At 22.7% G+C, this 14,980-nt stretch carries 10 protein-coding genes; 9 read left to right on the forward strand and 1 reads right to left on the reverse strand.

Annotated elements, in window-relative coordinates; all coding sequences use genetic code 11:
- Positions 1-43 precede the first annotated feature (43 nt).
- A complete protein-coding gene (locus GJT87_RS01005; RefSeq protein WP_168895568.1) occupies positions 44-2,236 on the forward strand; it encodes a UvrD-helicase domain-containing protein in 2,193 nt (730 codons plus the stop codon).
- Positions 2,237-2,320: 84 nt separating this feature from the next.
- The gene (corA, locus tag GJT87_RS01010) at positions 2,321-3,271 is read left to right on the forward strand and encodes a magnesium/cobalt transporter CorA (protein ID WP_168895569.1); all 951 of its coding nucleotides are present in this window, start codon (positions 2,321-2,323) and stop codon (positions 3,269-3,271) included.
- Between the two features lie 204 nt (positions 3,272-3,475).
- Here corA and GJT87_RS01015 read toward each other — a convergent pair whose 3' ends face one another.
- On the reverse strand, positions 3,476-4,915 hold the full coding sequence (locus GJT87_RS01015) for an amino acid permease (protein ID WP_246213250.1): 1,440 nt from the start codon (positions 4,913-4,915) through the stop codon (positions 3,476-3,478).
- A 353-nt stretch (positions 4,916-5,268) separates the two neighbouring features.
- Between GJT87_RS01015 and GJT87_RS01020 the strand changes: the two genes are divergently transcribed.
- The 7 genes from GJT87_RS01020 (at position 5,269) to parE (ending at position 14,971) form a co-directional block, all read left to right on the forward strand.
- The gene (locus GJT87_RS01020) at positions 5,269-7,962 is read left to right on the forward strand and encodes a 2-oxoglutarate dehydrogenase E1 component (protein WP_168895570.1); all 2,694 of its coding nucleotides are present in this window, start codon (positions 5,269-5,271) and stop codon (positions 7,960-7,962) included.
- Positions 7,963-7,987: 25 nt separating this feature from the next.
- On the forward strand, positions 7,988-9,109 hold the full coding sequence (locus tag GJT87_RS01025) for a 2-oxo acid dehydrogenase subunit E2 (RefSeq protein ID WP_168895571.1): 1,122 nt from the start codon (positions 7,988-7,990) through the stop codon (positions 9,107-9,109).
- 118 nt (positions 9,110-9,227) lie between these two features.
- Positions 9,228-10,793, forward strand: a complete 1,566-nt coding sequence (locus GJT87_RS01030) for a cytochrome ubiquinol oxidase subunit I (RefSeq protein WP_168895572.1) — start codon at positions 9,228-9,230, stop codon at positions 10,791-10,793.
- Between the two features lie 2 nt (positions 10,794-10,795).
- Positions 10,796-11,938 carry a cytochrome d ubiquinol oxidase subunit II gene (cydB, locus tag GJT87_RS01035; RefSeq protein WP_168895573.1) on the forward strand — a complete coding sequence of 381 codons (1,143 nt, stop codon included), beginning with the start codon at positions 10,796-10,798 and terminating at the stop codon, positions 11,936-11,938.
- Between the two features lie 28 nt (positions 11,939-11,966).
- A complete protein-coding gene (gene cydX, locus GJT87_RS01040) occupies positions 11,967-12,056 on the forward strand; it encodes a cytochrome bd-I oxidase subunit CydX (protein WP_168895574.1) in 90 nt (29 codons plus the stop codon).
- A gap of 120 nt (positions 12,057-12,176) precedes the next feature.
- The gene (locus tag GJT87_RS01045; protein ID WP_168895575.1) at positions 12,177-12,869 is read left to right on the forward strand and encodes a MotA/TolQ/ExbB proton channel family protein; all 693 of its coding nucleotides are present in this window, start codon (positions 12,177-12,179) and stop codon (positions 12,867-12,869) included.
- Between the two features lie 200 nt (positions 12,870-13,069).
- Entirely contained in the window at positions 13,070-14,971 is a 1,902-nt protein-coding gene (gene parE / locus GJT87_RS01050; RefSeq protein WP_168895576.1) for a DNA topoisomerase IV subunit B, read from the forward strand.
- The last annotated feature ends 9 nt before the right edge of the window (positions 14,972-14,980 follow it).

A 14,980-nucleotide genomic window follows, 5' to 3' on the forward strand; every position in this document is an offset into this window, starting at 1 on the left:
TTTGGTTTGCCATTGAATATTTTTAAAGTATATAAAAAAGACCATGAATCTATTAAAAAATTTAAATAATCAACAATGTGCAGTAATTGTGTCTGAAAGAAATAATATTTTGATATTAGCTGGTGCTGGTAGTGGTAAAACATTAGTATTAGTTAGACGTATAGCGTGGCTAATTCATAAAATGCAATGTTCTGCACATTCTATTTTAGCTGTAACATTTACTAATAAAGCAGCGAATGAATTAAAAAACCGAATAAAAAAAATTGTAAATTATATTGATTATACTAACATTTGGGTAGGCACTTTTCATAGTTTAGCATATTATATTTTAAGAATATATTATACAGAAGCAATTTTACCAAAACATTTCCAAATTATAGATCATGATGATCAAAAAAAAATTATTAAACGTATTATACAAAAAAATGATTTGAAAGAACGTATGTATTCTGTGGAACATATTATTAGATATATTAATATAAAAAAAAACTCTTATACAGAATATATACAAAACTTTCATAATATTCATGTAGATTCTAAATTAAATTGGATATATGAAGAATATCAAAAATTATGTCAAGCAAATGGTGTTATAGATTTTAATGAGTTAATTATACGTGTATACAAATTATTTTTAATGAATCCAAAAATTTTAGATATATATCAAAAAAAATTTAGAAATATATTTATTGATGAATTTCAAGATACTAATAATATACAATATAATTTAATTAGTTTGTTATATCGTAAAGAATATAATACATGTATTACAGTTGTAGGTGATGATGATCAATCTATTTATGGTTGGCGTGGTGCACAAGTCAAAAATATACAAAAATTTAAAAAAGATTTTTATAATGTTAAGACAATATTATTAGAACGAAATTATAGATCTACTAATAATATTTTGCATGCTGCGAATACACTAATTGCACATAATAATAATCGATTTAAAAAAACATTATGGACTAAATCTCATCATGGTCATCGAATATCTATATATGTAGCATATAATGAATATGATGAAGCTGATTATATTGTAAAATATATTAAAAATAGTATGGTAAATAAAAAAATATTATTAAACGATATTGCTATTTTATATAGAAAYAACACACAATCACGTATAATAGAAGAAAAAATGATAGGTTTAAATATTCCATATTGTATTTATGGCGGCATTCGTTTTTTTGATCGTCAAGAAATTAAACATGTATTGGCATATTTACGTTTAATTATTAATTGTTATGATGATAATGCATTTGAACGTATTTATAATATTCCTAAACGAGGTATAGGCATCAATACCTTTAATATAGTTAAAGTTGTTTCACAACAACATAATTTATGTTTTTGGGATGCTTGTATAAAAATTACAACACAAAAAAATGTTATAAATACTCCTTCATTAAATGCTTTAAATAAATTTATTCAATTAATCATGTATTTTAAAAAAAGTATATTACATTGTACTTTATCTAAACTAATAGAAAAAATTATTAACGATTCTAGTTTATTAGAAATGTATAAAAAAATCAATAATCATTCTAAAATACATGCGTCACAAATTGATAATTTACATGAATTAATTGTTTCTGCTAAAAATTTCGGCAAGCATTTTATATCTATAAAACATAATACTGTGCCATCTACAAAAAAAATTGCAACTGAATTTCTCGCACAAAATATATTAATGACAGAACATATTAATATTATAGAAAAACATAATAAGGAAAAACAACAATTAGTACGTTTAATGACTATACATTCTTCTAAAGGACTAGAATTTAATATAGTATTTATTATTGGTATGGAAGAAGGTATTTTCCCAAATAAAATGTCTTCAAGTAACATTAATGAATTATATGAAGAAAGACGTTTAGCTTATGTTGGTATTACTAGAACAAAAAAAAAATTAGTACTAACGTATACTAAAAATAGAACAATTTATGGCAAGGAAAATTGTACTAAACCATCTCGATTTATACATGAATTACCATATGAATGTATTAAATATGTTAATTATTATAAAGAAACTTCTATTATACAAAAACCATTATTATCGAATACATGTTATGCAATTGGGCAAACTGTATATCATAAATATTTTGGTAAAGGTATTATTTTACAAAAAGAATTATTTAAAAAAAATTATAAGTTAAAGATAAAATTTGATAAAATTGGTATAAAATGGATTATATCTAGTTTTATAACAGTAAATAATACAACATTATAATAATATTCATGTAATATATAATAAAAAATAATTATTTTATAATTATTACAACCATGATATTTATATATAAATGAGAACTATAATATGTTTCATGCTTTTAAAATAAAAAAAAAACATTTAATACGTTTAGAACTTAATGATTATAATGATATTGTTAATGCTATCTGGATTGATTTAATTAAACCTGCTAAAGATGAAAGAGAAAAATTATATCATTTATTAGGCCAAAATTTAGCAACTAGACCAGAATTAGAAGATATTGAAGCTTCAGCAAGATTTTTCGAAAATGATGAAGGATTGCATATTCATTCATTTTTTTTTTATGAGGATATTGAAGATCGAGCTGGTAATACTACTGTAGCTTTTACTATAAAAAATGGTAGATTATATACTTTAAGAGAAAGAGAACTACCAGCTTTTAGATTATATCGTATGCGTTTCCGCAATCACGCATTATTAGATGGTAATCCTTATGAATTATTATTAGATTTGTTCGAAACTAAAATAGAACAATTAGCAGATGAAATAGAAAATGTATATACTGATTTAGAATTATTAAGCAGGATTATCATGCTAGGTCATCAAGATGATCAATTTGATAATGCATTATCTACTTTAGCGGAATTAGAAGATATTGGCTGGAAAGTAAGATTATGTTTAATGGATACACAACGAGCATTAAATTTTTTAATGCGTAAAGATAGACTACCAATTAATCATATGGAACAAGCAAGAGAAATTTTACGTGATATTGAATCATTATTACCACATAATGAATCATTATTACAAAAAGTAAATTTTTTAATGCAAGCAGCTATGGGTTTTATTAATATTGAACAAAATAGAATTATAAAAATTTTTTCCTTAGTATCTGTAATATTTTTACCACCAACATTAGTTGCATCAATTTATGGTATGAATTTTAATAGTTTGCCTGAATTAAGATGGTCATATGGATATTTATATGCATTAATACTTATGACTATATCTGCTATAGCGCCGTATTTATATTTTAAAAAAAAAAAATGGTTATAAATAATATAAGTTACATAAAAAATATTTTAAATATTAATTATAATTTTAAAATCTAATAAAATAAACGTTTTTCTTTTAACAAAATGCAAAAATATATATTTTACTCATATAAATAAACAACAAGTGTATAAAAAACCTTGTTGTTTTTATATAGACAGTAATAATAAACTGATTAAATCTATATTAATTTGTTTATGTTATTATTTATTTTTGTTTCTGTATAATAAACCATCCTATATATAAGAATAATGATAATATAGGCACACAACATATTGCATATGTGCCACTAGGATAATTACAAGCAATAGTACAGATTATAAAAACAAGAAATAATAATGTACACCATGATGTTAATGGTGATCCTGGCATCTTATAACTAACTTCTTCAATTTTTCCTTCCTGTATTGCCTGTCTTAATTTTATTTGACATAATAAAATAAACATCCATGATGTAATTACGCCTAAAGATGCAATATTTAGTATGATTACAAATATATTATTTGTTAAAAAATAACTAATATAAATACCTACTAAATAAAYAATAACAGTAATTATAATGCTCATATAAGGTATTTTGTATTTATTCATTTTAATAAAAATCTTAGGAGCAACATTACCTATTGCCATAGTACGTAAAATTCTACCAATAGAATATAAACCGGAATTTAAACTAGATAAAGCCGCACTTATAATTACAATATTCATAAAAGAATCGATATAAGGTATTCTAAATTTTTGTAAAGCAGTAATAAATGGACTAATATATCCTTTATATTGATTTAATGGTATTAGTAATATTAATAATGTAATCGAACCTATATAAAATAGCATAATTCTCCAAATTACTCCATTAATTGCTTTTGGTAAAATTTGATGGGGATTTTGGCATTCTCCAGATGTTATACCAATTAATTCTATAGATGCAAAAGAAAAAATAACACCTTGTGTTAATAATATAGTTTTCCATATTCCATATGGGAAAAAATTATATTGATTATGATTTGTAATAAAATTCATTGTCACATCAATAGGTATATTAATGATTTCATAATGAAAAATATAATAACTACATAAAATAAAAGTACCTATTAATAAAAATGAGACTATAGTAAATACTTTAATAAAAGCTAACCAAAATTCTATTTCAGCAAAATATCTCACACTAATAATATTCATTATACATACCATTAGTAATGTAATAATTACTAATATCCATGTAGAAATATGATGGAAACAATACCATCTGTGCACATATAGTGATATTGCCATCATATCAACTATTCCTGTCATAATCCAATTTATAAAATACATCCATCCAGATATATATTCAGCATATTGCCCTAAAAATTCTCTTGAATATGAAATAAAACTACCACTAGATGGTCTATATGATATTAATTCACCTAAAGCACGCATTATTAAATAACAGAAAAAACCACATATAATATACATTATAATTAATGATGGTCCCATAACTTTTAATCTAATACTAGAACCTAAAAATAATCCTGAACCTATAGTTCCGCCTAAAGCAATCATTTGTATATGTCTATTACTCATAACTTTATTATAATGTGAATTTGTTATTTTCTGTTGTGTTTTTTTTTTTTGAATATTATACAGATCCTTTTTCATTAAATTCATATAATTCTCCCTTAATGAATATGCAAAAATTTTAAATTATATTAAACATAAAATTAATTTAGTATACAAATTAAATGCATATGATTATTATCATGATTAACTATTTATATGTCAAAATAATTAATTGATCTATAATATAGATATAAGTATATTTATAAATATTTTGCAGATAATATATCCTTATAATAAATTTTTAAAACATATAATTAGTTTTATATAACTAAAAATAAAACAAAATTATTTTATAGTGAAATATTATATTATTTTTTATAATAAAATATGTAATTATGCAAATTTATTGTTTGATAGTTATATAAAAATAAATTTAATATAATAAATTATCAGAGTATAAAATGAATCAAAATAATCTACATTGGTTTATGAATGGCATTAATATTAATTACATGGAAGAATTATATAAGCAATTTTTAACTAATCCGCAATCTATACATGATACATGGCATGTTTTTTTTACTAATTTAAATAAAAAAATATATATTAATAAAAAAAATATAGCAGATATTATGTCTTTAAAATATCAGCAAGTTTTGGAAAAAAAAGTATCTCAGGCAATTCATACTTTTAGAAGTATAGGACATTATTATGCCAAAAATAATTTTTTATGTGCACAAAATATAAATAAAAATTTAACATTACAAACGTTTAATATTGATATACAAGATATTAATAAAAAAATCTTATTATATAATAATATGAAAAGTATTAAAAATATTTTTCATACATATCAACAAATATACTGTTCTTCTATCGGTATAGAATATATGCATTTACCTTCTAAAGAACAAATTTTTTTACAAAAAAAAATAGAATTATCTACTTATAATTTTAATAATTATGAAAAAAAGATCTTTTTAGAAGAACTAATTGCTACAGAAACCTTTGAGACATTCTTTGGAAAAAATTTTCCAGGTACTAAAAGATTTTCTATAGAAGGTTGTGATGTAATTATTCCTGTTATAAAAGAAGTTGTACGTTATATAAGTAATACTACGTTACAAAAAACGAATACTATTATTATTGGTATGGCACATCGTGGTAGATTAAATATATTAGCAAACATTATGGGTAAAAGCATACAACAGATTATCAATGAATTTAATGAAACTGATATTAATGTATCTATTGCAGATGATGTAAAATATCATCTKGGTTATTCTTCTGTAATTAATATAAATCAGAAAAACATAAATTTGCATTTAGTATGTAATCCTTCACATTTAGAATATATTAATCCTGTAGTTATGGGTATTACAAGATCATATTATGATTATTACAGTAAAGATATGATATTACCAATTATGATTCATGGTGATGCATCGATTGTTGGACAAGGAATAGTACAAGAAACATTAAATATGTCATATACTAATGGATATAATATTCATGGTACTATACACATTATTATTAATAACCAAATTGGTTTTACTAATTCAGATATTAATGATTTAAGATCAAGTTATTATTGTACAGATATAGCTAAGATAATAGGTTGTCCTATTTTTCACATAAATGCAGATAGCATAGAAGATGTAATTTATATAATAAGATTAGCAATAATTTATAGAAATTCTTTTCATAAAGATGTTTTTATCGATTTAATTTCATATAGAAGACATGGTCATAGTGAAATTGATGATCCGTATATGACTCAACCTATGATGTATAATTTAATTAAACAACATGATACTGTGCAAACTATATATCAACAAAAACTATTATCAGAAAAACTTATTGATCAAAAATTTATATATAAATTATATGATAAATATAATACTTTATTACAAAAAAAATATTGTTTGACATATACCAAACAAATTTATCCACAAAATCTTAATAAGAACAATGACAGTAAAAATAACCATTTTACCAAAAAAACTTTAAAAAATTTGTTTTATACTATAAGTATAATTCCTAAATATATTAATATGCATAAACGTGTTAAAAACATTTATTTAGATAGACTTTTAATGTGTGAAGAAAAAAAGTTATTGGATTGGGGTGCTGCGGAAAGTCTAGCATATGCAACTGTACTTGCACAAGGTTTTTCTTGCCGTATTACTGGAGAAGATAGTATAAGAGGAACTTTTGCACATAGACACGCCATTATATATGATCAAAATAATGATAATATTTATATACCTTTACAAAATATTAGTACTACACAAGGAAATTTTTATATTTATAATTCTGTTTTATCAGAAGCAGCTGTATTAGGTTTTGAATATGGTTATACTCTACAAAATCGTAATTTAACAATCTGGGAAGCGCAATTTGGAGATTTTGCAAATGCTAGCCAAGTTATTATAGATCAATTTATTGTTTCCGGTAAAAAAAAATGGAATTATATATCTAATTTAGTATTATTATTACCACATGGTTATGAAGGTCAAGGGCCAGAACATTCTTCCGCTAGGATAGAAAGATATTTACAATTATGTGCAGAAAATAATATACAAGTATGTGTGCCAACAACAGCAGCACAAATATACCATTTGTTATGTACACAAATACATAATAATAAACCATTAATTATTTTTACACCTAAATCACTTTTAAGACATGAATTATCTTTTTCATCTTTAAGTTCTTTTGTAGATCATCATTTCATTAAAGTATTGTTAGAAACAGAAATAATACATAATATTCAACGTGTTATTTTTTGTACTGGTAAAATATATTATGAATTATTGGAATATAGAAAAAAAAATAATTATATGAATACTGCTTTAATAAGAATTGAACAACTATATCCTTTACCTATAGAAGATCTAAAAAAAATTATTCATAAATATATAATATGTGTTAAAAATTTTTTTTGGTGTCAAGAAGAACCAGAAAATCAAGGTGCTTGGATATATATTCAATATTATTTTTATAAAAAATTACATCACCGTATTAACTATATCGGTAGGGAAAAATCATCTTCTACAGCAACTGGATATATTTCTATACATAAAAAACAACAAAACAAAATATTATTTACTGCTTTTAATACTAATACTAATAATCTTTTATTAAAAAAATAATTTCATAAAATAAGGAAAATATTGTATGAATAATATTAATATTATTGTTCCAGAATTACCAGAATCAGTAAACAATGCTATTATTATACAATGGCATAAAAAACCAGGTGATATTATTAATATTGATGATGTTTTAGTAGAATTAGAAACAGATAAAATAGTATTAGAAATACCTGCTACTGTTCCTGGTATTTTAAAACAAATATTAGTATCACAAAACAGTAAAGTACAATCACAACAAATAATTGGTGTGATAGAAAAAAGAATACAGAATAATAATGTTAATTTTAAAACAAAGACTTCTATAAAAACACATTATCAAAAAAATTACACACAACCAAATCAGCAATTTTATAGTCCTTCTACGAGACGTAAAATGTCTATACAAGATAATATATTACAAGACATACAAAAGAATAAAACACTAGGTTCAGAACATACAACATTAAAAAATAAAAAACGTATTCCTATGTCACCTATTAGACAACAAATTGCTAAACAATTAATGTTATCTAAAAATAATACAATTACATTAACCACTTTTAACGAAGTGAATATGGAGCAAATACAAATTATTAGAAAAAAATATTCTTCTGATATACAACAAGAATATCAAATTAAATTAGGATTTATGCCTTTTTATATTAAAGCTTCTGCAATTGCTTTAAAAAAATATCCTCAAATTAATGCATATATTGATAATCAAGATATTATCTATAATGATACATATCATATTAATATAGCAATAGCTACACAAAGAGGTTTAATTACGCCAATTATTAAAAATACTGATATATTATCAATTATATCTCTTGAAAAAAACATTCAAAATTTACTTTATAAAAGTAATAATAATAAATTATCTCTAGATGAACTATCTAGTGGTACATTTACCATTACTAATGGAGGAGTATTTGGATCATTAATGTCTACTCCTATTATTAATCCCCCACAAAGTGCTATTTTAGGTATACATGCTATACAAAATAGACCTATTGTAATTAATAAAAAAATTTGTATTATGCCCATGACATATTTAGCATTATCATATGATCATCGTTTAATTGATGGTAAAGAGGCAATTAGTTTTTTAATATATTTAAAAAAACTATTAGAAAATCCTATAATATTATTATTGAATATGTAAGTTTCATGAGAAATATTTTTTATATATAAATGTTATACTAAACTTAATAAATGATAAAAATAATTATATATGATTATTTATAAATCAATTAAATAAGGAAAAATATTAGGTGATAATTATGTTTAATGTAGTTAATTTATCAAGATTGCAATTTGCATTAACTGCTATGTATCATTTTATTTTTGTTCCATTAACATTAGGTATGTCTTTCTTGTTAGCGATTATGGAAACTATATATGTTATATCTAATAAAATTATATATAAGGATATGACAAAATTTTGGAGTAAATTATTTGGTATTAATTTTGCATTAGGAATCGCTACAGGTTTAACTATGGAATTTCAATTTGGTACTAATTGGTCTTATTATTCACATTATGTAGGAGATATATTTGGTGCGCCATTAGCTATAGAAGGTTTAATGGCATTTTTTTTAGAATCTACTTTTGTAGGGTTATTTTTTTTAGGTTGGGAACGACTAAATAAAATCCAACATGTAATTACAACCTGGTTAGTTGCTTTAGGATCAAATTTATCTGCTTTATGGATTTTAATTGCTAATGGTTGGATGCAAAATCCTATAGCATCACATTTTAATTATAAAACTATGCGCATGGAAATGGATAACTTATGGAATTTAATATTTAATCCAGTAGCACAAGTTAAATTTGTACATACTGTGGCTGCAGGATATACTACTGGAGCTATTTTTGTTATTGGCATTAGTTCATATTATTTATTAAAAAAAAGAGATATATTATTTGCAAAAAAATCTATTATTATCGCGGCTAGTTTTGGTTTAGCTTCTATATTATCTGTAATGATCTTAGGTGATGAATCAGGTTATCAAATGGGAGATGTGCAAAAAACAAAATTAGCTGTTATTGAAGCAGAATGGGAAACACAAAAACCTCCTGCATCTTTTACAATCTTTAGTATCCCTAATCAAAATAAACAAATTAATAAATATTCCATTTCTGTGCCCTACATGTTAGGTATGATAGCAACAAGATCACTTAATACTCCTATTATGGGTATTAAAGAAATAACTCATAATTATGAAATAAGAATCCGTAATGGCATACAAGCTCTCAAGGCTTTAGAACAAATTAAAAATGGTTATTATAATACTCATATTCTGAAAATCTTTAAGAAATATCAAAAAGATCTAGGATATGGATTACTAATTAAACAATATCATTATCATGATTTAAATCTTATTAATAACCATGAGATCACGAAAATAGCGCAAAATTCTATTCCATTAGTTTTCCCATTATTTTTTGCTTTTCGTATTATGGTTGCTATTAGCATAATCTTATTAATAACTATTGCTGTTGTATTTTTTTATGCTTTAAAAAACAATATAAATCACAAAAAATATTTATTAAGATTTTGTTTATATATTATTCCTTTACCTTGGATTGCTTCTGAATCAGGATGGTTTGTTGCTGAATATGGACGCCAACCATGGGCTATTGGTGAAATATTACCAACATTTATGGCTGCTTCTACTATAGATATATCAGAAATATTGTTTTCTATAATTATAATTACTATAATTTATACTATATTGTTTATTATAGAATTATATTTTATGTTTAAAATTGCACGTATAGGACCTAGTGTTTTACAAACAGGCAGATATTTTTTTGAACAAAATATTAATAAAATTAGAGATTAAAAATGTTAAATTATGAGTTATTGTGTATTATTTGGTATATTCTAATAGTTATCTTAATAACTGGATTTATGATTACTGATGGTTTAGATATGGGTGTAGGTGTTTTATTATTTATACTTGGACAAAAAAACATTGATAGAAGAATAATTATTAATACTATCGCTCCTCATTGGGATGGTAATCAAGTATGGTTTATTACAGCTGCGGGAGCCATGTTTGCAGCTTGGCCTAATGTCTATGCTACTTTATTTTCTAGTTTTTATATGATTATGTTTATATTACTTATTTTTTTGTTTTTACGTCCTATAGGTTTCGAATATCGTACGAAATTACCTAATACAATATGGGAAACTATTTGTGATATATTTATTACAATAGGTAGTATTATGCCGATTATTGCTATAGGAATAATATTAGGATATATATTACAAGGTATTCCTTTTTATTTTGACAAATATTACCATATTTATTATAACAGAGAGATATTATTGCCTTTTAGTTTATTCAATTTAATGATTATAATAACTACTGTATTAGTTGTGTTAAATCAAGCTGCTACATTTTTGCAATTAAGAATTAATGATAAACATATTAATAATAAATTAAATATTATCATACCTATGATATCTATGTCTTTAATATTTATGATTATAATAACATTTATATATATGATATTTTATATACGCGGTTATAAATTGAATGTATTAAATATACAGGAAATACACTATTTACCTCTAATAACATCAGATATAACATATAGTGAAGGATTTTGGATAAATAATTTTATAAAAAATGTATATCTATTGATTATACCAATAAGCAGTATTATCAACTTACTTTTTCTTATAGTTTTATCCATATACCAAAAACATATACTTGCTTTTATTTGTTCTATATATAATATCATTAGTATTATCATTACTATAGCAATAGCAATATTTCCTTTTATTATTCCTTCAACATATGCAAATTATAGTTTAACAATTTGGAATGCTGCATCTAGTAGATTAACATTAAGTATTATGTTATACGTAGCATTAATTTTTATACCAATTATGTTATTGTATTCATATTGGTGTTATAAAAAAATGTTTTTTAAAATTACTAAACAACATATTCAAAAAAATCCTTTAAACTATTATTAAAAAATTTTATAGGAGAATTATAAATATTATGTGGTATTTTACTTGGTTTATTGGTGTATTATTAGCATGTAGTTTTAGTATTATTGTATCTTTAGCACAAGAATATTATTTACAATAATATTGTAAACTTAGATAGTATTATTTTCTATCAAATAAATTTAACATGTAATTTTACTAGAGATATTATCAAAAATAATATTATTTATAATATTATTTTTTAACATTAAAAAGATAGTTTATGAATATTTGTAATATTTTATGGCAGTCTATGTTTATTATAAAATTATCAATAATAATTTTAATAATTCTATTGTTTATATCATTTATTATTATTGTAAAAAAATATTTTTTAATTACTCAATTATTATATCTTTTAATTATTTTTAAAAAAACATTTTGGTCTGGAAAAAAATTATCTGATATATATAAAGACATACAAATCCAAAAAAATATTTTTGGTATTGAAAAAATATTCTATGAAGGATTTAAAAAATTTATTCAAACTTACGATTATATTACAAATATCCCAGAAATTGTAATTAAAGATACTACTGTCACGATAAATTTATATATTAAACAAGAATTAATAGAATTACAGTCTTACATGATGTATTTAGATAACATTAATATAGTCATAAGTTATTTCATCATGTTAGGTAATATTTATATTATATTTGGTATATATCAATCTTTGATGTATTTTAAATTAAATATAATATTAACACATTTATCATTTAATATTTTTGCTATATTAATTATGTTAATTATAGGAATTTCTATTAAAACGTTTATCGCAATAAGTTATAATATTATTAATCAATATATAGAAAACATATTATTGCAATATAATTTATTTACACAAGAGATATTATTAATGTTGTATAAAAAAATTTTTTTAAAAAAAAAATTTATTAATTATATGAATAAATAATATAAATAATAAAAATTGTAATAATAGCAAAACATATAAAAAATATTATTTTCTTATATAATTAATAACTTTGTATAATAAAATTATACATATTATATATTGATTATTTTTATATCGATAAATAGTTAAAAATAATAATTGACTAAGTATATATTTATTTTATATTAAACATATCAAAATTGCTATTTATTTAATAAATAATGAATCATTTAAATCAATATAACGCTGACTCAATAGAAGTTTTAGAAGGGTTAGATCCTGTTAAACGTAGACCTGGCATGTATACTGATCTTACTAATCCTAACCACTTAGGGCGAGAAGTAATAGATAATAGTGTAGACGAAGCATTATCTGGATATGCAAAAAATATTACAGTAGTTTTATATAAAGATCAGTCATTAGAAGTAACTGATGATGGCAGAGGCATGCCCATAGATATACATCCGCAGGAAGGAATATCTGCTATAGAACTAATTTTATGTCGTTTACATGCTGGAGGCAAATTTTCAAATAAAAATTATCATTTTTCAGGAGGTTTACATGGTGTAGGTATTTCAGTAGTTAATGCACTATCAAAAAGAATGGAAGTTAATATATTCCGTAATTGTAAAATATATAATATTGTTTTTTCATATGGTCATAAAATTAAAAATTTAAATATTATTAATAATAATATTAATTATACTGGTACTAATATTAGATTTTGGCCTGATGAACATTTTTTTGAAAGTACTATTTTTTTAGTATCTAATTTAATAAATATATTAAAAGCAAAAGCAATATTATGTCCCGGATTAATAGTTAATTTTCATAATAAAAATACTGAAGAACATTATACTTGGAATTATCAAAATGGTTTATGTGATTATTTAATCAATTCAACTAAACAATACGTAACTGTACCCGACAAACCATTTATAGGTAATTACCATAGTAATATCAAACAATTAGATTGGGCATTATTGTGGATCCCTAACAATAATTATTGTATTGTAGAAAGTTATGTTAATTTAATTCCAACAATATATGGTGGTACGCATGTTAATGGTTTAAAATTAGGTTTATTAGAAGGTATAAAAAATTTTTGTGTATTACATAATATGTTATCTAAAAATATTAAATTATGTAGTGATGATATTTGGTCACATTGTTCTTATATTTTATCACTTAAAATACAAGATCCGCAATTTACTGGACAAACTAAAGAACGTTTATCTACCAGACAATGTACTATGTTTGTTGCTAATATAGTTCGTGATGCATTTATTTTATGGTTAAATAAAAATATTAAAATTGGTACATATATTGCTAATATGGTAATATCTAATGCTCAAAAACGAATTAGAGCATCTAAAAAAATAATCAAAAAAAAAAATTATATTAGTTCTATATTACCTGGTAAATTAGCAGATTGTATTATTAAAAATCCAAAACAAACAGAACTATTTTTAGTAGAAGGAGATTCTGCTGGAGGATCTGCTAAACAAGCTAGAGATAAAAATTATCAAGCTGTAATGCCTTTAAAAGGCAAAATTTTAAATACATGGGAAATTAGTTCTGAAGTAATTTTATCTTCACAAGAAATATATGATATTATACTAGCTATAGGTATTTACCCTAATAATAGTAATTTAAAAAAATTAAGATATCATAAAATTTGCATTTTAGCTGATGCAGATTCTGATGGTTTACATATTGCAACTTTATTATGTGCTTTATTTATTAAACATTTTTTCCCATTAGTACAAAATGGAAATATTTATGTAGTCATGCCACCATTATATCGTATTGATATAGGTAAAAAAGTTATTTATGCTTTAGATGAAAAAGAAAAATCATTAATTTTAACACAAAATAATCATCAAATTAAAAAACATAATATTAATGTTCAAAGATTTAAAGGATTAGGAGAAATGAATCCAAAACAACTACGAGAAACAACATTTAATCCTAGTACAAGAAAATTAATACAGTTAATTATTAATAATAATGTTTTAGATAAAAATAAAACTATGGCTATTATGGACATGTTACTTTCTAAGAAAAGATCTGAAGATCGTCGTAAATGGTTACAACAAAAAGGCAATATAACAAATATTTAAATATTTTTA

Source organism: Enterobacteriaceae endosymbiont of Macroplea mutica (assembly GCF_012571345.1).
GTDB lineage: Bacteria > Pseudomonadota > Gammaproteobacteria > Enterobacterales > Enterobacteriaceae.

Excerpts from the sequence above, each read along its gene's own strand:
- cydB (WP_168895573.1), top strand. The coding sequence starts at position 10,796 with ATGTTAAATTATGAGTTATTGTGTATTATTTGGTATATTCTAATAGTT.
- GJT87_RS01025 (WP_168895571.1), top strand. The coding sequence starts at position 7,988 with ATGAATAATATTAATATTATTGTTCCAGAATTACCAGAATCAGTAAAC.
- corA (WP_168895569.1), top strand. The coding sequence starts at position 2,321 with ATGTTTCATGCTTTTAAAATAAAAAAAAAACATTTAATACGTTTAGAA.
- cydX (WP_168895574.1), top strand. The coding sequence starts at position 11,967 with ATGTGGTATTTTACTTGGTTTATTGGTGTATTATTAGCATGTAGTTTT.
- GJT87_RS01030 (WP_168895572.1), top strand. The coding sequence starts at position 9,228 with ATGTTTAATGTAGTTAATTTATCAAGATTGCAATTTGCATTAACTGCT.
- GJT87_RS01045 (WP_168895575.1), top strand. The coding sequence starts at position 12,177 with ATGAATATTTGTAATATTTTATGGCAGTCTATGTTTATTATAAAATTA.
- parE (WP_168895576.1), top strand. The coding sequence starts at position 13,070 with ATGAATCATTTAAATCAATATAACGCTGACTCAATAGAAGTTTTAGAA.